17 protein-coding genes are annotated in these 18464 nt (G+C 60.2%); 5 read left to right on the forward strand and 12 right to left on the reverse strand.

Features of this window, described 5'->3' with window-relative positions:
* Positions 1–122: 122 nt before the first annotated feature.
* The 3 genes from CGK93_RS11160 to CGK93_RS11175 form a co-directional block, all read right to left on the reverse strand.
* Positions 123–590 carry a hypothetical protein gene (locus CGK93_RS11160; protein WP_157731772.1) on the reverse strand — a complete coding sequence of 156 codons (468 nt, stop codon included), beginning with the start codon at positions 588–590 and terminating at the stop codon, positions 123–125.
* A 113-nt stretch (positions 591–703) separates the two neighbouring features.
* Complete coding sequence (locus CGK93_RS11165) at positions 704–2740, reverse strand: alpha/beta hydrolase (RefSeq protein ID WP_089594883.1); 2037 nt, start codon at positions 2738–2740, stop codon at positions 704–706.
* A gap of 350 nt (positions 2741–3090) precedes the next feature.
* Positions 3091–3855: a hypothetical protein gene (locus CGK93_RS11175; protein ID WP_089594884.1), complete on the reverse strand. Its 765-nt coding sequence runs from the start codon at positions 3853–3855 to the stop codon at positions 3091–3093.
* Positions 3856–4218: 363 nt separating this feature from the next.
* Between CGK93_RS11175 and CGK93_RS11180 the strand changes: the two genes are divergently transcribed.
* Positions 4219–4788 carry a DUF805 domain-containing protein gene (locus tag CGK93_RS11180; RefSeq protein ID WP_089594885.1) on the forward strand — a complete coding sequence of 190 codons (570 nt, stop codon included), beginning with the start codon at positions 4219–4221 and terminating at the stop codon, positions 4786–4788.
* A 963-nt stretch (positions 4789–5751) separates the two neighbouring features.
* Here CGK93_RS11180 and CGK93_RS11185 read toward each other — a convergent pair.
* Genes CGK93_RS11185 through CGK93_RS11205 form a run of 5 tightly spaced genes read right to left on the reverse strand, consistent with a single transcriptional unit; the run spans position 5752 to position 11323 of the window.
* Positions 5752–7158: an ATP-binding protein gene (locus CGK93_RS11185; protein ID WP_232481613.1), complete on the reverse strand. Its 1407-nt coding sequence runs from the start codon at positions 7156–7158 to the stop codon at positions 5752–5754.
* Positions 7155–7532: a PLD nuclease N-terminal domain-containing protein gene (locus CGK93_RS11190; RefSeq protein ID WP_089594886.1), complete on the reverse strand. Its 378-nt coding sequence runs from the start codon at positions 7530–7532 to the stop codon at positions 7155–7157. The genes CGK93_RS11185 and CGK93_RS11190 overlap by 4 nt, the downstream gene beginning before the upstream one ends.
* A gap of 31 nt (positions 7533–7563) precedes the next feature.
* The gene (locus CGK93_RS11195) at positions 7564–9003 is read right to left on the reverse strand and encodes a DUF2252 domain-containing protein (RefSeq protein WP_089594887.1); all 1440 of its coding nucleotides are present in this window, start codon (positions 9001–9003) and stop codon (positions 7564–7566) included.
* 38 nt (positions 9004–9041) lie between these two features.
* On the reverse strand, positions 9042–10418 hold the full coding sequence (locus CGK93_RS11200) for a glucose-6-phosphate dehydrogenase (protein WP_089594888.1): 1377 nt from the start codon (positions 10416–10418) through the stop codon (positions 9042–9044).
* Between the two features lie 11 nt (positions 10419–10429).
* On the reverse strand, positions 10430–11323 hold the full coding sequence (locus CGK93_RS11205) for a TerC family protein (protein WP_089594889.1): 894 nt from the start codon (positions 11321–11323) through the stop codon (positions 10430–10432).
* A 344-nt stretch (positions 11324–11667) separates the two neighbouring features.
* Here CGK93_RS11205 and CGK93_RS24090 point away from each other — a divergent pair, with 344 nt between their 5' ends.
* From CGK93_RS24090 to CGK93_RS11215, 3 genes are all read left to right on the forward strand, one after another.
* Positions 11668–12036, forward strand: coding sequence for a trehalase-like domain-containing protein (locus tag CGK93_RS24090; RefSeq protein ID WP_232481614.1), 369 nt, complete (start codon positions 11668–11670; stop codon positions 12034–12036).
* A gap of 35 nt (positions 12037–12071) precedes the next feature.
* The gene (locus CGK93_RS11210) at positions 12072–13544 is read left to right on the forward strand and encodes a glycoside hydrolase family 15 protein (protein WP_232481615.1); all 1473 of its coding nucleotides are present in this window, start codon (positions 12072–12074) and stop codon (positions 13542–13544) included.
* Between the two features lie 86 nt (positions 13545–13630).
* Entirely contained in the window at positions 13631–14107 is a 477-nt protein-coding gene (locus CGK93_RS11215) for a hypothetical protein (RefSeq protein ID WP_089597399.1), read from the forward strand.
* Between the two features lie 16 nt (positions 14108–14123).
* Here CGK93_RS11215 and CGK93_RS11220 read toward each other — a convergent pair whose 3' ends face one another.
* From CGK93_RS11220 to CGK93_RS11235, 4 genes are read right to left on the reverse strand one after another with little or no spacing between them, the layout of a single operon-like run.
* The gene (locus CGK93_RS11220) at positions 14124–15413 is read right to left on the reverse strand and encodes an ion channel protein (protein WP_089594890.1); all 1290 of its coding nucleotides are present in this window, start codon (positions 15411–15413) and stop codon (positions 14124–14126) included.
* Positions 15403–16746 carry a hypothetical protein gene (locus tag CGK93_RS11225; RefSeq protein ID WP_089594891.1) on the reverse strand — a complete coding sequence of 448 codons (1344 nt, stop codon included), beginning with the start codon at positions 16744–16746 and terminating at the stop codon, positions 15403–15405. The genes CGK93_RS11220 and CGK93_RS11225 overlap by 11 nt, the downstream gene beginning before the upstream one ends.
* Positions 16743–17015, reverse strand: a complete 273-nt coding sequence (locus CGK93_RS11230; RefSeq protein WP_089594892.1) for an SHOCT domain-containing protein — start codon at positions 17013–17015, stop codon at positions 16743–16745. The genes CGK93_RS11225 and CGK93_RS11230 overlap by 4 nt, the downstream gene beginning before the upstream one ends.
* A gap of 23 nt (positions 17016–17038) precedes the next feature.
* Positions 17039–17467 (reverse strand): DUF6325 family protein, encoded by a 429-nt coding sequence (locus CGK93_RS11235; RefSeq protein WP_089594893.1) that lies wholly within the window; start codon positions 17465–17467, stop codon positions 17039–17041.
* A 149-nt stretch (positions 17468–17616) separates the two neighbouring features.
* On the opposite strand from CGK93_RS11235, the gene CGK93_RS11240 reads away from it, so the two are divergent.
* On the forward strand, positions 17617–18447 hold the full coding sequence (locus CGK93_RS11240; protein ID WP_089594894.1) for a class II glutamine amidotransferase: 831 nt from the start codon (positions 17617–17619) through the stop codon (positions 18445–18447).
* Positions 18448–18464: the final 17 nt, after the last annotated feature.

An 18464-nucleotide genomic window follows, 5' to 3' on the forward strand; every position in this document is an offset into this window, starting at 1 on the left:
GTGTGAGGGCCCGAGCGACATGACGCCCGTTCGCAAGCGCACCTATACCAGCAACATCAGGACGGCACTGGCTGAAAGGGCAGCTGCCGTCAGTGTTCGTCGATTCAACAATGTTGTTACTTTCATTCGTGATGCTCCACAGGCTTTCCGGAATTGGTCAGTTTATCCGTGGGCCCAAGGGAGACATAGTTTGATGCTGTCTCAGCGATATTTTCCCTCCGAGTCAGGAACGCACTGGCTTTGCCCCCGACAACGTTCTGAAGGTCGCCTGTTGTGTAGATGATCGTGATCTTGTTTGGTCCGAAGCCGACGGTGCGCATGACATGTCCCTCGCCCGGGTCGTGGGTGACTTCCACCCGGTAGGCGCGGGATTCGAGGAGCGTTTTCACTTTCTCCTGTGCTGCGTATTTTTCGTCCAGCGACGCTTTCGGACCCAAGCTATCGCCGTAATAGTGGGTTCCTTCGGCCCCTCCACGCAGTGAACAGGACTCGCCGTAGGGTATTTTGTCTCTCTCCCACTGGCCGGGAATTATGGCTTCGACCGAGGCGATGAGGTCAATGAGTTCGGCGCGGGCTTCTTCTGGGGTCACGGCGGGTACTCCGGAGGTTGAGGAAGGGGGGTTCTGACCGGTGACAGGTGTGCAGCCGGTGAGCAGCAGAACAGTCAGGGCAGACATTGCGAGCAGGTGGGATGGTTTCATCGTCAGTGTCCTGGGGTGACTGGTTTGCCGGAATTGGTCAGGGTTCCGGTTCGGCCGAGGCTGATCTTAGCCTGGTTCACGCTTGATTCCGTACCGAGGTCGCTGTAACCGTTCGCGTCGCCGTCGCCCTTCAACGCGCCGTGCTTTGTGGTGGGAGCCAAAGTGTCCTGGCCGTCGGAACCTATGGTTGTTGCTCCAGCTAAGGTTTGCGAGGCGTTTGAGTGCTGTTCGCGAGGCCATATCGTTGGGGGTCCATTCCCGGCCTGGGCGACGAGCGACCGGACTGCTCTACCTCCCAGCACGCGATCGTCGGCGCTGAATACAGTTTGGTAGACCTCCGAACCCGGGCTGAGTTTCAGGTCCCTGACCGAGTCCACGTCATAAGGCGTACCTATGCTGCCGTGGGTGGTGATGCTGTCGACCGGTAGGCCATCCTTGTGGGCCGCTTCGAAAGTCGTAATCGCTCCATAGGAGATCGCATCGATGTTATTCCGAGCTGTGTTGCCAAGGCTGGCTTGCACGGCCTTGAGCGCATTTATGTCCTTGCTAAGGAACCCGGCACCGGAAACCGCGTTACTGTCACTGGTGATGTCCTCCGACTTCGACGGCGGCTCGAACGCCATCCAGTTCACCACCGCCACCCGGTTGTGGTCAGGGCTGCCCGCCAGCAAATACCGCTGCTCGCGGTATTGGGCCTGAGCCACATCATTGCGGTCGTTCATACCTTTGGCGACGTTGCTGAACAGGCCGGGGATTTGGTAGGTCGTGTACTTCGCCGCGTCCAGGTCACCGAAACTGATCGCGGCACCGGGTATGGCGGGGTTGAAACTGATCAACTGCCGAGGCGGCTCAGTCTTCCATTGCCCGTTGTAAGTCATCGTGTCCCAGACCCCGATGACGGCGGCCATCTCCGCGTCACTCATGCCCCCCGGACGGTCACCGTGATTGCTGTTGTATACATCGATCAGGTCCTTTCGTCGCTTCAGCTCGACTCTGTTCGCGGCGTCCCTGGCGGTGTTTGTTACGCCTTGGAGGTTGCCGATGATCCCGGGGAAGGCTTCGATAAGGAGCAACTGAGTCTCGCCGACGGTGACTTTCCCCGTGTCAGTGTTCACTGTGTGACCGAGGCTGATCCACCATGCTGTGGTCACGGCAGGGTTGTATTCCTGCTGGTGCAGGAGTCCTTTGAGTCGGTCTTTGTTCGCGGGGACGGCGAGCCAGGCTTTCAATTGCGCCCCGTTGAGGGCCGCGAGGTCGTTCAAACTTACTTGCCCGGGTGGTGCGTACTGTATGAGAGCCCCGTTCAGCGCTGTGTCAGCCAAAGAACCGATGCCGGCTGTTTCGAACGCGGTGGCGACCTGCTCTATCCAATCGGCGTCTGCTGCGTTGGCAGCGAGCAGCCGCTCAAAACCGGCAACAAACGACTCATTCTCGATGTTCACCCACGAACACGACGCGGTGAATCCACTCCAAGCATTCCTGACGCTGCTGAAGTGTGAGTTCAGGGTGTTGGTGGCGGTCCGGGACACCGACGCGAAGCCGCGCAGCTTGCCCGGATCTGCCGAGGTGGTTCCGGTACCTGGTCCGCCGGGGAACCGAGTCCGGGCCCGCGGGGAAAACACAGCTGAAACAGCCGGTGCTGGGACCGGCGTTCTCTCGGGCATCGGGTCCACGGTCATCGTTGCGATGGTCACAGCCTTGTGCAAAAGACCCCCGGACAAGAGTTCCTGTTTACGGATATTGTCCCGTTGCTGCCAGGCGGCGAGTTTCTTTAGCCGGGACTTCTCTTGTTGGGCCCTGTGCTTGGCGTCCCGAACGTCCTCAGAAAGGGCTGCCAGAATGCCCGCCAGCTGGCCGCGGTCCTCGGACCTGATGCCACAGGCCTCGATGAACAAGCGTGCATAGCCGCCCTTGAAGTCCACCAGTACCTGTTCCACAGCTCCGTTCAGGAAGCCTCCTTCAGCGCGCAGAACCTCGTCGGCGGAGTCCGCGGCACGGATCAACGCATCAGCTGCGCCATCGTCAAAAGCAATCTCCATGCACGTCCCCCACAGCGAACAATAAATCCAACGACTAGCATAACCGCTGATTGCTTCTCTTGAGGGTCTACGCAGACGGATGACTTTAGGATGGACGAATGTCCGATGAAATCAAGAAGCACCGGTTCCTGACCATTGAACAGGTCGCCAGGAACTCAATGTCTCCGTGAGCCAGATCAGAGCGCTGCTGAAAGCAGGAGACCTTCGCGGTATCCAAATCGGTGTCGGAGCGTGTGGCGCATTGCTGCCACTGATGTCGAGGACTACATCACTGAGGCGTACAAGCTGACGGCCGAGCGTATTGCCGCCGGCGAGCTGCCGGAGTGAGTGCCTGGCCTATCCATCAGATGTCACCAGATGTCCCAAACCACCCCGGCGAACCTGTCGGCTGTGTCGGATCTGGCTTCCTCGTCGCCCAGCGGTTCCAGCACGCACAGCAGGGCCCGGGCGAATCTCGTACCGGCATTTTCCAACTGCGTGGACATCTCGAACTGATTCAGATAGTCCCAGCATTTTTCTTTGGCTGTTTCCAGGGTGTCCGGAGTTCCCTTGCCGGATATCCAATAGGCGTCAGCTGTGGTTAGAACCGGCTGAAGCTCCATCGGCAATGAAATTTCTCTGATGAAGTGCAGCAGCACCAGCATGAGGGCTTTCCACGGGTCTGTTTCCTTTGCCTCTGCGATGACCGCTGCAGCGGAGCGCAGTTCCAGTGAGGTCAGGGGGCCATGCAAGTCACGCACATCCGGAAAGGGTGCGCCACCGATGATCTTGTTGAGTTCCTGCCTGACCGCCTCTGCGGCTGCGGGGTCACCGTCGTAGTAGTCCTCCCAGAAGCCGGGCACGAGCCAGCTGGTCGGTGCGAAGACCAGCGTGCCGCCCTCACGGATGCGGGCCTCCCAGCTATCAGGCACGGTGCCATCCACGGTGATGAACGCTGTGGAGTCGAACAAGGCAAGGCCGTTTTCATTATCGGCGAGAAGCCGAAGCAATACACGCCCGCCTGGGTAAGCAAGCAACGAGACCACATGGTATTCAGCGTCGAGAGTGAGCCATGGACTGGATTCCAGTGTTCCCCGTCCGTCGTTGGTGAGGAGCTGCGTGCATCTGACCTTCACTTGTTAGATCCTTCGTGCGCTGGGACTGTACCCGAGGTGACTTTCCTGGGGGCTAAGTTGCAGCGCGAGCTCACGAAGCCGTCGAGGCCGGAAGGGCTTGATCAGATAAGCACCGCCGCCGTCATTATCTGTCCCGGCGACAAACGAACTACGTGGTAGGTCGAATACAAGGTGACCTTACAAACTCCAATACGGCGCGCGTGCAGGCGGATCTGTGACTGCTTAGTGGATGCGGAATTGCGTTAGTGATGGATTCATGTTGTCAAGTCTTGCCCAAAATTCAGCTCCGGTTATGCGTTAGTCTCTTCATTGGACAAAGTGTTCTGCTGATTCTTTGCATGCCCTCAAAAGGAAGATTGTTTTATGACCAACCCGAATTACCCTCACCCGCCGCAGAATGACGACGTAGCCGCGCCGCTGTATGGTGCCAGAATTGGGCAAGCAATTAGTCGCTTCTTCCGCAAGTACACGGTCTTCCACGGGCGTGCGTCGAGAAGCGAGTTCTGGTGGGTCGCCCTGGCCCACGCAGCACTGTCGTTAATTCCGGCCGTCGTCCTGAGTGTTGGTGTTGTCATCGGAGTCTCCTATGCCTCGAGCAATCAGGAGCCGGTCTACTACAACAACGGCAACGGAACACAGACCCTTCTCGGCCATTCCCAGCCTGGGATTCTCGAGAATCCCACCGCTGCTGTTCTCATCTTCGTTGGGGCCGCGATCTTGGCCCTGCTCTTCCTCGCTACCGTGGTTCCTTTTCTGGCGCTGTCGTGGCGTCGCCTGCACGACGCCAACTTTCCCGGCCCGTTCTACTTCTTTTCAGCGGTTCCCTTCATTGGCTCTTTGATCCTTCTCTTTCTCCTAGCCCAGCCGTCAAAGGATGACGGGCGTCGATTCGATCGCCCCGTAACGCCGGACATGCCTCTGACCCAGCCTTGACCGTGGCTCCGGGTGCAGAGTTGGTGCTGCAGGCGTCGCCGGTGCGGTCCTGAGATCGGCGGGGGCTGGATTCGTGATGAGCCATCACGCGAGCTTTTGACGCGCCTGAGGATGGGTGACTGAGTACCTCGAGATTGAGGACGCCTCGGATCAACGGCTACGGCATGACTTCCGCACTAACGAGGCCTTCAATCTCAGACGGTAGACATGCGTTGGCCTTGGAGGTCCGGTAATTCAAGGCGGCAAAAAGGAAGTGTGGACAATGTCCACACTTCTCGCCCCGGACTACCTCATACAGCGGCCGAACTGGCCCGGATTCCGCATGTTTCCGCCACTTCCCAGCAATGACAAGGCCCTGAATCCCGGTCGAGTCCCACCCCGGGCACGGCATACCCCCTCGTCAGAGGGCGTTTTTGCTTTGACGTGTGTACAGATGTGGACACGAGTCTCTGTTGTGTGGTGCCGGCTTGTGCCTGGCCGCCGGTTGGTCTGTTCAGTTATGGGGGAGCAGGTCCGGGATCCTTGGCTGGTGGGCCCTCCGCGTGCTCTGAGCTTGGTGTATGCGTTCTCCTCTTGGTTCGTCGCGTAGGTCGTGGTTGGCCTACACCTCTTCATGGGGAGGGGACAGAGCGCTGCATGACTTCGAGAGCATGCGTCGGGATCACCTGGCTCCGGCTCGTTCCCGCAACAAGGACCCTGGCTGGTGGATCCTTTGCTACGCCTAGGGGCCCGTTGTGCGTTGTCCAAACCTGGAACTGCTTCTACGGCTGGCCACAGTTGTTGCATTTCTACCGGGGTCCACACAGGGGCAATGCGGGGGACTGGCCTGGGTATATGCTTTCGATTCGCAAACGATCCGCGTGGACCCGAATGGGACGGCACAAACAGTACGGAGCGTTTTGCGGCTAGGCGATCCAACGACGAACTGCGGGATGTGCCCAACGATTTGTGGATCCAGCTGACCTATGGCCTTAAGGGGACGTGAAGGTCGGAGCCGCCTTCAGGGGTGAGCCGGTTTCCCATTTTTACCAGCATCGGGGCGGGCACAAAGCTGCCGGCGAAGAGGGCTTCGCCTTGCCGGAAGAGTGGAGAGCGCTCCAGCATGGCGGCGGGTACAAAACCGAAAATTGTCGCGATCTCCTTCAGGTCTACCGGTGAGGCCATTTTCATGAGGGCCAGGTTGTCGCACTGGGAGATGATGCTGGGGTGGATACGGGACGGGCGCTGCGTCGATAGAAGCAGCCATAGCCCAAACTTTCGCCCTTCTGCCGCGATCTGAATGATCTTCTCCCGAACGGCCACGTGCAGGGGGCTTTCTCCTTCGGGGGAGCATAAGTTGTGGGCTTCATCGATGACTATTAGCAGCGGCTTGCGTTCTTCCCGTTTGGCCCACAGGTCTTCAAGGACGGCCATTGCAACCACCAGTGGCTCATCCGGATTCGCGAAGCCACCAAGGTCAAGGACAGTCGCGTCGGGACGGTGTTGGAGGATCTCCGTGGCAGTTTCCCGTGGCCCCGACCAGACGGCCCAGTCGATGACCCTCAGATTCTCAATACGGGCGGCCAACGCCTCGGCTGCTTCCGTTCCCCGATCCCGGAGCCGAGGCACAACATTCGCTGGATCCAAGGTCCCGACTGTTTCCTCGAGTCTCATAAGCTCGTTGTACTCTTCGCGGTCGTTCAGGGGGTGGAGATGGAGGATGGCACCCCTGGCGCGCAACGGGAGGTCGGTGAAACGCACCACCAGCGCACGGGTGTTGGCTGGCGAAGGGCGAAGAACCCGAATGTCCCGGTCGGACGGGAGTCCCTCCATCCCTGAGGCGTTTCCCTCCGGCCGTCCGCCAAGATTCACGAAGTCCGCGTTCGGATCAAAAATAACGATCGGGAGGCTCGTGTGGAGGATGAGCTGCTCGAGGACAACGCCAAGTGCATAGGTCTTTCCTGAACCGCTTTGCCCACACCAGAACGTGTGTCTGTTGAAGCGGTTAGCGAGGAGCCTCGCCGTTGCATTGTCTGATCCATACGAGCCAATGGTGAGTGTCGCTGGGGTCCCTGAGTAGAGGAGCTCGATAGTGGATGCATCCGCTTGCTCAACCGTCGCGGACGCAAAGGGACGCACTTCATGGGTATCCAGGCCGTGACCGTTGTCGGAGACAACTCCGAAAATTCTCCCCGCACCCTGGAAAGGACCGCCCATTTCGAACGTCAGATCGTCCACCTGGCCCAAGACTCTTCTGCCGTCTTGTCTTTCGAGGACTACGTATGAGCCGGGTTCGAAGACCGCTTCGGCAGATCCGGCTAGTTGAAAGTAGCGCCCGTCCACAGAGGCAGCTGTTGCATTTTCATTCTTCGATTCTTTGGGCCTGGTCATGATTTCAGCAACCGTGCTTTGAAGGCAATGAATTCCGCTTCGCTCATTACGCCGTCGTCCATGAGGGTCTTGGCTTCGGCGATTTGTTGGGGGACATTCGTTCGAGCGACCGTTTGGACGTAGCGGGCGAAGTCATCCCGGGCTACGTCCGCCTTGGCAGCTCTCCGCAGTGACATGCTCTGTCCATGGGCAATCAGATAAGCAAGTCCACCAAGGATCGGCAGGAAGATGATGACGACCACCCAGATGGCTTTGCCCCATCCCGGGCGTTGGGAATCGGAGAGTAAGTCAGCGACGATGTGGAAAAGCACGATCAGGTAGGAGACGTACAGTGCTATTCCGATCGAAAACCAAATGATCTCGAAAATATTCATTTTGCTCCTCGCATTTCAGAGAAGGCGTTCGTCATACGCCCATTTGAGCTGTCATTCGCCCGGAACGAACTGCCTGTTGAAGCTGTTCGTAGTCGTGTTCGGTCTGGTCGGCGTAGCGTTTGGCCCAGCTGGTTATGGCTTCGTCGAAGGCCTCACCCTTGCCCAGGTAGCCGGGGATGAAGGCGCTGCCGGCGCTCTGGGAATGGGCCCTGGCGAGCATCCAGCCGCACAAGCCCGCATAGTCTGCGGTTTCCCGCGGTTTGAGGTCCGACAAGATGAAGGAACCCTTCATGTCGCGGAACTGCCGGATGTAGAAATCCCGGAGCAAGCCGTCCGAGCCCTTCACATCACTGATCCAACCCAGGAACGGGTCTGATTGTGCTTGAAGGATACGCTGGGCTCCCACAACACGAGCCCCTTCCCCCTTTGCAAGTGTCTCTACAATCCGTTCTGGATGGTGCCCTGCACCTCCATGGCTTTCCAGCACTGACGGCCCGGCTTCTTTGGCCTGCAGGAACAAAGGTTCCCCCGCTGGTCCCTCGAAGAGCAGTACCCAGTTCCGCCTTCCCACGCTTCCCACCCCTACGATTCGCAGTGCGTAGTCCACCAATCTGAATTGGCTCATCAACAGCGCGGTATCTGCGCGTAGCGTGGTTCGATAGAGCGAGACGAGATTTTCCATCTGGGGCAGATCCATGACTTCCGGGTGGCGCACGATCGGTGGTTGATCGACGATCCTCGGATTGCCCGCCTCCGTTTCCCGGGTGAGCTTGGCCAGGGTTTGCTCGGAGGTGCGTTGGCGTGCCTTTTCTCCGGCCGATTTCACGTGCCGGCCGCGCATGGCTTTGGTGCTGCGGAGCAGATCTGCGTCAACGTGGAAAAAGTATCGCTCCACGGCTGTGTGCTGATACAGCTGCTGGAGTGCTTCACGATAGCGCCGGAGGCATGCCTGCGTGGCTGTGCGGCATTGTTCCTCCGAGTGCGAATCATTGCGTCCGTTCACCCAGACGCTTGCAGCCAATCGCTTGATATCCCATTCCCAGGGAGCGGGGAAAGCTTCATCAAAATCATTGAGGTCGAAGATCAGACGACGCTCGGGACTCGCGAAGAATCCATAGTTGGACAAATGGGCATCGCCGCAGGCCAAGACGGTGTGGCCCGTCACTGGTGCATGGGACAGATCCTTCGCCATGATGGCCGCAGCCCCGCGGTAGAACGCAAACGGAGATTCCAGCATCCGTCCTATTCTCACGGGAACCAGTTCGGGCAGGCGGCTGGCATGCTGGCCTTCAAGGATCTCGACGGCGTCGCGCGGCTCCGGTTTGAAGGCGGCATGGTCCCGGCGGGGCATGGTTCCGCGGGCCGCTTTGCCCGCTGCCTTGGCGCGGGAAAGCGAGCCGCTGTGCAGCTCCCGGGCCTGCGGGGATAGGTTTGGCCGCTTGTGGCTTTCCGAGGAAGTCGAGCCTTTCATTTTTAGTCCTTCTAGCCGAGGGTGTTCCACGAGTCGGGTCAAGCCGACCCGGCGGGATAGGTTTCCAGGGGCACTTCATCCCGGTCCCAGGAATCAAGGATGGGAGTGACGATCCGCCAGAGTTCCACGGCCGCCTCGCCCCGCACGGACAGGGAGGGTTTTCCGTCAAGGATGCCCGCGAGAATTTCGCCATAGGCAAGGAGGGCGCCGGGCCCGAACTCGGCAGTCATTTCGGTTCTGTCGATCGTGAGGGGATCGCCCGGTCCATTGATATTGAGTTCCAGCGACATTGCATCCGGTCCCAGGAAGATGCGCAGCTTCGCCGGTTCAGCGGCCCCGGTGAGGCCTATGGGAATGTGCTGGGCCGGCTTGAACCGGACAACAATCTCACGTCGTTTCTCTCCGAGGGCTTTTCCGGATCGCAATGTGAACGGAACGCCCGCCCAGCGCCAGGAATCAATGGCGAATGTCGCCTCAGCCAGCGTTTCAGTGTTCCGGGCGGGATTGACTCCCGGTTCATCCGCGTAGGCTGGGATCGGGCGCCCGTCCACCGTACCGGCGTCGTATACTGCACGCCGGCTGGAAACAGCCGCGCTGTCACCCCACAGACGGGTTGCGCGTAGTACAGCGCCCATGGCCTCGCGGATGTCACCGGTTCCGATCCTCGACGGCGGCTCCATGGCCAGAACCGCCATGACCAGAAGCAGATGGCTCTGGATCATGTCCCTCAGGGCGCCGGCATTGTCGTAGTACCTCGCGCGGCCTTCAAGGGCCAAGGTCTCGTCGTAGACGATGTCGACGCGTTCAATGTGCTGGGAGTTCCACAGCGGTTCGAAGATCCGGTTGGCGAAGCGCAACCCTACGAGGTTGAAGACCGTTGAGTTTCCCAGAAAGTGGTCCACCCGATCGATCTGGTCTTCGGGCACGAGCCGGGTCAGCTGTGCATTGAGGGCAGCCGCACTTTGATGGTCGCTACCAAAGGGCTTCTCCAGCGCCAGGACGGTTCCCTCTGGCAGTTCGATCTCTTTCAATGCAGCAATGGTGCGCGCAGACACCATCGGGGGAAGCGCAAAATACACCGCCGGACGCCCAATGCATGCGCTCAGGATTGTTGTCAGTTCCTGCGGGTCGGTGACGTCTGCTGCGAAGTAGACGGTGGCGTCGAGCAGCGTTTCCACTGCTGGTCCGGCTGCTTCCCGGGCGCCGAACGAGGTGCGCACCACAGAACGCCAATGATCGTCCGTCCAAGGCTCCACCCCTGCGCCCAGGAGCTGAACCCGACGTTTTGGCTGATCGGTCAGGAGCTGGCCGAGGGCAGGCAGCAGCAGCCGGGAGGTGAGGTCCCCGGAGGCGCCGAGGATGACCAGGCTCGACGTTTCCGGCTGCCCGGGGTCGGAACCACGTTCTGTGGTCATGGCAGTCTCCTTTAGCCAAGTCCGCGACGGGATTCGGAGGCACCCGTGGGGGCGTCCCCTTCAACGGGGCGGGAGGACAGCGTGACCGAGCCTGAACCATTGGTGGTGGCTGCCAGCACGGCGGCCGTCTCGTCGACGTCAGGGTATTCCGGACGGAGTGCGACCGGCGGTGACGACTTGCCAGTCCGCCGCTTCCGACGGGCGGCGACCGACAAGTTGAGGGCCTCCACAGCGATGGCGAACGCCATGGCCGTGTAGATCACTGCCTTGTTGACGTGCACGCCCAAACCCTCGAAGACGAGGAAGCCGCCCACCATGACCAGAAAGGCCAGAGCGAGCATCTTCACGGTGGGATGGGCATTGACGAACCGGAAAATGTGCTTCGATGCGAAAAGCATGACCCCGAAGGAAACCAGCACCGCGGTGGCGATCACCCAGATGTTGTCCACCATTCCGACGGCGGTGATCACCGAGTCCAGGGAGAACACAAGATCCAGCAGAATGATCTGCACCAGCACGCCTCCAAAGGTCGCGGTTGTTCCTGTGTTGTCCAGGTGGTCTTCCTCGCCCTCAAGCTTGTGATGAATCTCGGTAACCGCTTTGTAGATGAGGAATCCACCGCCAGCGAGCAGAAGCATGTCACTCCAAGAGAAGCCAATACCAAAAACGGTGAAGAGGTCCTCGGTCAGTCCGATGATGTAAGTCGCGAAAAACAGCATGACGATCCGAAGCAACATGGCCAAGGTGAGACCAATATTGCGGGCCTTCGGCTGCTGTTCCTTGGGTAGCTTGCTTGCGAGAATCGACAGAAAAATGACGTTGTCGATGCCAAGTACCAGTTCAAGGATGAAAAGCGTGACGAACGCGACGATCAAGTCCGGGGTAAAAGTTGCCGCAAGTTCCATCGGGCCGCTGCTTTCTCTGGTGTGAGGGGAATCCGCGCCGGGATACACCCAAGCTAGTTGCCGCAAAGCCTCGGCAAATCATTCCCACAGGGTGAGGTTGGGGTAACCAGACGGCCGGATCGCGAGAGGCGGGTTCATGCTTTAGGTCGCTGTCCGGGACTTACCGGCCTCGGTTAGGGGCTCAACCCTGCCTCTGGCTGAGTGGGAGCAGCCTTTCCGGGCAGCCTGACGGGTCATCAGGTACCAGTTCATCCCCGGGGAATGATGACCCTCCGCCATGGCGCCCGCATGATGGATCCAATGGCTGCCCACGCCCGCCAAACCCCAAGGAAGAGGTCGTCCGGATGAACGAGTACCCATTGATTGCCGACCACGGCCTGATCGGTGATCTCCAAACGGCGGCACTGGTAGCCACGGACGGCACCATCGATTGGTTCTGCAGTCCACGCTTTGATTCGCCCAGCATTTTCGCGTCCTTGCTGGACCATGCGAAGGGCGGACACTTCACAACGCGCCCCCGCGACGATGCGTTTGCTACCAAACAGCTCTATTTTCCCGATACAGCGATCCTCATCACGCGTTTCCTGACGGAGGCGGGGGTAGGGGAGATCATCGACTTCATGCCGACGAAAGGCACTGCCCCAGCCAGGAGCACCGGCTCGTTCGAATGGTCCGATGCGTGCGGGGGAGCATCTCATTCGACATTGAGATAGCTCCCCGCTTCGACTACGGAAGGCAAAGTCACCAGGTGAGCGTCAGTCCCGAGGGGGCATTCTTCGACACTGGTGAGACGCGCTTGAGCCTCAGCCTCATCAAGGAGGCTGACGATGAAGAGCTGGGATCATATGAGGCCACCGACGACGGTGACATCCGTATCTCCCTCAATCTGGGAGAAGGACAAATGCGTGGGGTTGTCCTGAAGACCGGCCCGGACGTTGTCCCGGCCTTGGTGCGGCCGGTCCAGGCTCAGCAGCTGGCTGATGAGACCGCGCATTTTTGGCACCACTGGCTGAGCCAATCCACGTACACAGGACGGTGGCGCGAGGAACTTGAGCGCTCGGCCATCACCCTGAAGCTCCTGACGTATGCGCCCTCAGGTGGACTGGTTGCGGCTCCCACCGCCGGGCTGCCTGAAGAGATCGGAGGGGAACGAAACTGGGACTACAGGTTCACCTGGGTTCGTGACGGGTCCTTCTCGGTGCACACGTTGGTCCGGATGGGATTCGTCGACGAGGCTATCGCCTTCAGCCAATGGCTCCGCGATCGCATCATCGAGCACAGGGGTGATGACACCAGGAGCGATTCCGGCCCGCTGGACATCATGTACAGGGTCGATGGGAGTTCCGATCTGCACGAGGAGGAGCTGCCCGAGTGGGAAGGGTACCGCGAATCGCGCCCGGTGAGGATCGGGAACGGGGCCGCAGGGCAGCTTCAGTTGGACATCTACGGCGAAGCGATGGACGCCGTCTACTACCTCGACAGTGTAGGTATCGGGATCGGGCACCCCGGATGGCTCGCTATTTGCGACCTGCTTGACTGGCTCGCAGATCACTGGGATCAGCCCGAAGAAGGGATCTGGGAGACCCGGGGCGGACGCAAGGACTTCACGTACGGAAGGCTCATGTGCTGGGTGGCCTTTGACCGCGCCATCCGACTGGCTACGTCGCATGGGCGGCCTGCTCCACTCGATCGGTGGATAGCTGAACGGGATGCCATCTACCACCAGATCATGGACAAAGGATGGAGTGATGAACGCCAGGCTTTCGTCCAGCAATACGGTGACACTGTCCTTGATGCTTCCCTGCTGAAAATGGCCCAGGTCGGCTTCGTATCGCCGGGAGATCCCCGCTGGCAGTCGACCCTCCGCGCGATGGATGCAGAGTTGGTCTCGGACAGCTTGTTGTACCGCTACGACCCCAGTGCGTCCCCTGACGGATTGCTCGGCTCCGAGGGGACATTCTCCCTGTGCACCTTCCTCTACGTGGATGCCCTGGCACGGTCGGACCGGCTCGATGAAGCGCGGCTGACGTTCGAGAAAATGCTGACCTACGCAAATCACGTAGGGCTGTACTCAGAGGAGATCGGGGCCACAGGAGAGCAGCTGGGCAACTTCCCGCAGGCGTTCACCCATCTTGCCCTCATCGATGCTGCCATTACCCTGAATGAGCGGCTCGACGCCGCCCGGAAGGGCCGCCGGTCCCACTCCGGCGACATGGCCTAAGGCACCCTGTGGCTGTTCCTCCGGAAGAACCGAACCGGACCACGACCAGAAAGCCCTCCGGGCGGACAGGTGTTGTGGCTGTCGGGATGAGCATCGCAGTCTGGTGGCCCTCTTTCACCCTGGGTGCCTGGGGAATCCTGTTCTTTGAACAGATTCTCACCGTATGGGCCGCGTCAACGGCGGCACTCCTGGTGGTTCTCGTCCGTCGTACCGCCGATCGTCACCGCGTGGCCAAAGCGGTGGCATTGTCTGTCCCCAGCCTGTGGTTGGTGCTGGCGATCTTCTTCGAGGGAGACGAAGGCATCCTGGGGAGCGCGGTAAAAACCCTCGGGGGTACCGTGGCGATCCTGGGGATCCCGGCCATGATCTGGGTTCTGGCGCGCGTAGTCTGGCCGGAATTCGGTGATGACCTGCCTCTGAAGTGGCGGCTGATTGTGGTCGGTGCCGTCATGGTCATCGCTGCCGCATCGTTCGGCCTAGGCGCTAATCATGCAGCCTTTTTGACGTGTGAGGACTTCACCATCAGCGGCAACTCGGAACCGCCGGGGTGCGTACGCCACTAGCCTCAACGAATGGTCCCTATCCGGCAGGCAATTCCTTTGCCACTGGTGGAAGCGCCTCATGGATCAGCATCTCCGGCGCCCGGGACACCATCAGCCATGCAGGCAGGATAGCCACGCACAGCACCGGAAGTACTGTTGCGTCAGCCACGATGACCACCGCGATGAAAAGTGCCACCCATCCATCGCGTGCTACGGGGAGGACAACTCCCATGACGCCACAGGCTATGGCCAAGCCCATGGGCAGCGTCGGCATGACGGCGTGCGCCGCGACGCCAACAGCCGCGCCAATGAAAACCGCGGGAAAGATGCGACCGCCTCGGAATCCTGCAGCGGCAGAGATGACCAGTGCGGCAAGTTTGATCGCGATGATGAACACGATCGTCCAGAGGGGATACTCGGCGTGGTTGCGGACCAGCTCAGCTGTCTGTTGCGCACCTTTGAACAGGGTGATCGGTCCGCCGATAACGCCCAGGACGCCCAAAAGGATCCCGCCCAACGTGATGTACAGCGCTGGATGCTTAAGCCCGTGGAAAAAGCGGTGCGCGTAGGGAAACACTACTACGGCTGCGAGACCCACGAGTGTTGCAACGATGGTGACTGCAATGCCCGCGCCGAGGTCTGCGGCGTTGGGCGCGCCCAACAGGGGGAACGCGGGCGCGGGGAGCTGTGGCCCGTCCAGCCACCTCATGGTTACCGCTCCTGCACCGGCGGAAACCAAGGGCGCAAACAGCCGGTCCCACAGAGCGCCTCCGCCCTTGAAGCCGGCGACAATTCCCGTGAAGACCAGAGCGGCCGCAACCGGCGTCCCGAAGAGCGCACCAATGGTGCCGGCAGCCGTCACCATGACCACTACCTCGGTACTGACGCCCGGCCAGAACCTACCCACCAACGCAACAAGGATTGCCGTATTGAGAGCAATGATGGGAATCTCCGGGCCCAGGCTGACACCGCCTGCCAGGCCGAGCACCGTCACCACAAGCAAACTCGGGACAGTTGAAAGCCTCAACGGCGGGGCGACGAGTTCCGTCGTCGCCGAGTCGCGTCCACCGTGACCCGGCGCGAACTGGACTATCAGACCAATGGCCAGGCCCGTCAAGCTGAGAATCCCAAAGATCCACCAACCGGATGCCGGGTCAATGCCCCATGCCTCGGGGAGAGTTGACCAGACAGCGTGTTCGACGGCATGGGCCAGCTCTTCTACAGCGAACAACCCCACCGCAGAGATGACTCCGACGACGAGCGATGGGAAGGAAAGGGCTAGATGTGTCCCAAGCGACGGCGCGTCATGGGCGTTCTCAGAGTCCATAGGGGTCAGCCCCCGGGCTGGAACTCTGTGGCGCGATGGCGGGGCGGCAGACGATCTCCACGATCAGTATCAGCAAACCGGCGATGATCGCTGTCCAGATGGCCACGCCCGCGGTCGGTTCCTGCCAGAAGATCAGGACGAGTACAGCCACCCCAAGTATCGCCGCTTCCAGGATCCGGCGGTACCGCGCCAAGGAGCGCTGCCAGGGCTTAGCGTTGCCACCACCGAATTTTCCAGTGAGTGCATCTCCAGCACGGGCCACACCTGTGCGGAGTTGCGTCGCCGCTCGCGACTGGCCCCCAAGGAAGGCGACTATGGCTACGAGCAGGCCCAGGACGAAGACAAGCCTGAAGTTGACCTTCAATGGCAAGACGAGGGTGTCTATCAGGCTTTGTGCCGCTGCCGGAGACACAGCTTCCGGCGGGACCACGTTGAGATAGATTCCACGGCCAATGGCCAGTGCCAGCGCCAGCAAGGCCATGGCCGCCGCGATTGCCAGCCCTACCGAGATGGTGGCGCGTCTCCTTCCACCTCTGGGAGCGACGGCGATTGCCCCGAAGGCGGTGACGACCGACAGCCCTACGAGCAGGGGTGCGGCGCTGTCCAAAGTGTTAATGGCCTGGGCGGCCCTCGCAAGTTCCGGGGATTGGAAGAGTGTGATCCGGGCGTCGGTCTCAGGAATTCTTGCAGCGATGCCGACGCCGCGCTCAACAAGCCGTTCCTTCACCCGGGCAATGATCTCCTTCGTGGAGATGGTGACGGCTCCGCTTTCGTCAATTCTGGCGATGCCATCAGTCTTGCCCTTGGCAAGGTTCACCACGCCTTGGTGCGCGGCGCGGTTCACCTGGATCCATAGGTCATTGAACTGGGGTGTGGCTACGTAGTTGGTGACGGCGGTGTGGACGAGGGTCTTGAACTGCTCGGCGATCGCCGGTGCGAGCCCTACCAGGACGGGTGCCACGCGCGGAAGGGCGACGGTGAGCTCGGCCAAGGCATCCCGGGTTGTTTTCTCGACATCCACGGCCGCGACAACTTGGTCTGTGACTTTGTCGGCAATTTCGCGCTGAACCACGGGGTCCGCAGCCAGGGGTGCAACGGTGGCAATGTAGCGTTCGGTGTCCAGTACCTGGGCCCTCAGATACATTGCGGGCACGGCGCTGAGCGCCAATACTGCGGTGACAAGAATGAGTACGACGGCGGCGGCCCACCTAGCGATCAGCGCAGCGGATCGTTTCCGCTTCAACGGCGCCGTTTCGTACTCAGACTCCCGTTCCTGCTGAAGCTGGGCGATCTGCGCCCTCAAGCGGAGAATTTCCTCGTCCTGGGCATTCATGCCAACAGCCTCGCTTTCGCGGCGGAGAATTCCTTATCAGTGAGGACTTTTGCGGCATGCAGTTCCGCGAGTATCTCCAGCTGCTCGGCCAGCAATCCCTTGCCGGCTGGGAAGGCGGAGGGGGCAGCCGGCATCGCCTCTTCTTTGCTCCAGCGGGAGCGCCTGCGGTCATCAAGCGAACCAGCGGCGACCCGCGCTGCACCGGACAGGGCAGCAGATCGAGCAATGGTTCCGAGCAGCCCGGGCCGGCCGCTTCTGGAGAATGTCATGGGAAGTCCTTGGTCCTCGTGGTTCAGCCAGCCGGGAAACCGTCCGCTTCCAGGGCTGTGACAACGGTTTCGTTGGGGATTCTCGCGTAGAGGGTGGTGACCCCTCCTGATTCCCGAACCGCATCGGAAAGGCGCTTCGCCCAACGATGCTCCAACGCCACCACCAAAGCGGTTTCGTTGTTTCCGATTGATTCGGCAGCGACTTCAAGATCTGCGTCACTGAGCAGCGTGAACGGCCGTGGATAGACGATCATCTCCATCCAATCCGCTTGGAGATGATCTTCCAGATCGCGGACGTGCACCACCGAGTTCTGGTCCCTGGTCAGCAGGACAAGGTCCATGAGGGCCACCGCACCTGACTTGACCGCTCCACTCAGTGCTTCGACCACGGTTTCGTCTACCTCCGGTCGTCGAAACGCGCAGATGATCACTTCAACTGGTCCGACCTTCATGTGGGACTCCTGTTCCGCTGAACTGCAGTCCTTAAATATTGCGCCGATGAAACTGGTTCGGTCTCATCCGAGCCGGGTGATCTGCGCGGATACGGCCCCGTGCTGAAATGACAAATGAAGGGCTGAAATGACAATGAAGGGAAGCTGACATGTGTCGTTGGCTAGCGTATTCAGGTTCACCGGTGAGTTTGGAGGAACTCCTTTACAAGCCGGCCAATTCACTCATCATGCAAAGCAAACATTCGCGCCTCGGTGTTGAGACCACCAATGGAGACGGGATCGGCGTCGGTTGGTATGGAACCCAGGCCACGCCTGGCCTGTTCCGCAGCACGGAGCCGGCGTGGAATGACCTTAATCTTCGTGAACTCTGCGCCCAGGCCTCAGCAGCACGCGTCTTCGCGCACATCCGCGCTTCCACTGGCTCTCCAGTTCAACAAACAAATTGCCACCCCTTCCGCCACGGGAACTGGCTGTGGATGCACAATGGGCTGATCAGGGGCTTCCCGATCATAAAACGGGACCTTGCCATGGCAGTTGCGCCCGCGCTCTACCCCCAGATTCTGGGGTCAACAGACTCGGAGATGTTCTTTTACCTTGCACTCAGCTTTGGCCTGACAGACGACGTTCGGGCGGCGGTGGCTGCCGCCGTCGATTTCGTTGAAAAGACCGGCCAACGGCACGGAGTCGACGATCCGATGCAGATGACGGTGGCGACCACCGACGGCGAAAGTACCTGGGCCTTTCGATACTCCAGCGAGGGCAGGTCCCGTTCACTTTTCCACAGCACCGACGTCGCGACTCTACGCGCCCAATATCCGGACAACGACGTTCTGCAGAGATTGTCCGTTGAATCCCGAATAGTGGTTTCCGAGCCCCTTGGGGATCTTCAGGGAGCGTGGCAAGAGGTTCCGGAATCCACGTGCGTTTTGGTGAACGGCCGTGACGTCGAGGTCCTGTCCTTTGCCCCTTCTGCTGGCTAGCAGTACCCGCTTATCAT

This window comes from Arthrobacter sp. YN (assembly GCF_002224285.1).
Lineage (GTDB): Bacteria > Actinomycetota > Actinomycetes > Actinomycetales > Micrococcaceae > Arthrobacter.

Bases quoted from the DNA above. Each gene is read 5' to 3' on its own strand.
- CGK93_RS11165 (WP_089594883.1), bottom strand. From the start codon at position 2,740: ATGGAGATTGCTTTTGACGATGGCGCAGCTGATGCGTTGATCCGTGCC.
- CGK93_RS11180 (WP_089594885.1), top strand. From the start codon at position 4,219: ATGACCAACCCGAATTACCCTCACCCGCCGCAGAATGACGACGTAGCC.
- CGK93_RS11185 (WP_232481613.1), bottom strand. From the start codon at position 7,158: ATGACCAGGCCCAAAGAATCGAAGAATGAAAATGCAACAGCTGCCTCT.
- CGK93_RS11190 (WP_089594886.1), bottom strand. From the start codon at position 7,532: ATGAATATTTTCGAGATCATTTGGTTTTCGATCGGAATAGCACTGTAC.
- CGK93_RS11195 (WP_089594887.1), bottom strand. From the start codon at position 9,003: ATGAAAGGCTCGACTTCCTCGGAAAGCCACAAGCGGCCAAACCTATCC.
- CGK93_RS11200 (WP_089594888.1), bottom strand. From the start codon at position 10,418: ATGACCACAGAACGTGGTTCCGACCCCGGGCAGCCGGAAACGTCGAGC.
- CGK93_RS11205 (WP_089594889.1), bottom strand. From the start codon at position 11,323: ATGGAACTTGCGGCAACTTTTACCCCGGACTTGATCGTCGCGTTCGTC.
- CGK93_RS24090 (WP_232481614.1), top strand. From the start codon at position 11,668: ATGAACGAGTACCCATTGATTGCCGACCACGGCCTGATCGGTGATCTC.
- CGK93_RS11215 (WP_089597399.1), top strand. From the start codon at position 13,631: ATGAGCATCGCAGTCTGGTGGCCCTCTTTCACCCTGGGTGCCTGGGGA.
- CGK93_RS11220 (WP_089594890.1), bottom strand. From the start codon at position 15,413: ATGGACTCTGAGAACGCCCATGACGCGCCGTCGCTTGGGACACATCTA.
- CGK93_RS11225 (WP_089594891.1), bottom strand. From the start codon at position 16,746: ATGAATGCCCAGGACGAGGAAATTCTCCGCTTGAGGGCGCAGATCGCC.
- CGK93_RS11230 (WP_089594892.1), bottom strand. From the start codon at position 17,015: ATGACATTCTCCAGAAGCGGCCGGCCCGGGCTGCTCGGAACCATTGCT.
- CGK93_RS11235 (WP_089594893.1), bottom strand. From the start codon at position 17,467: ATGAAGGTCGGACCAGTTGAAGTGATCATCTGCGCGTTTCGACGACCG.
- CGK93_RS11240 (WP_089594894.1), top strand. From the start codon at position 17,617: ATGTGTCGTTGGCTAGCGTATTCAGGTTCACCGGTGAGTTTGGAGGAA.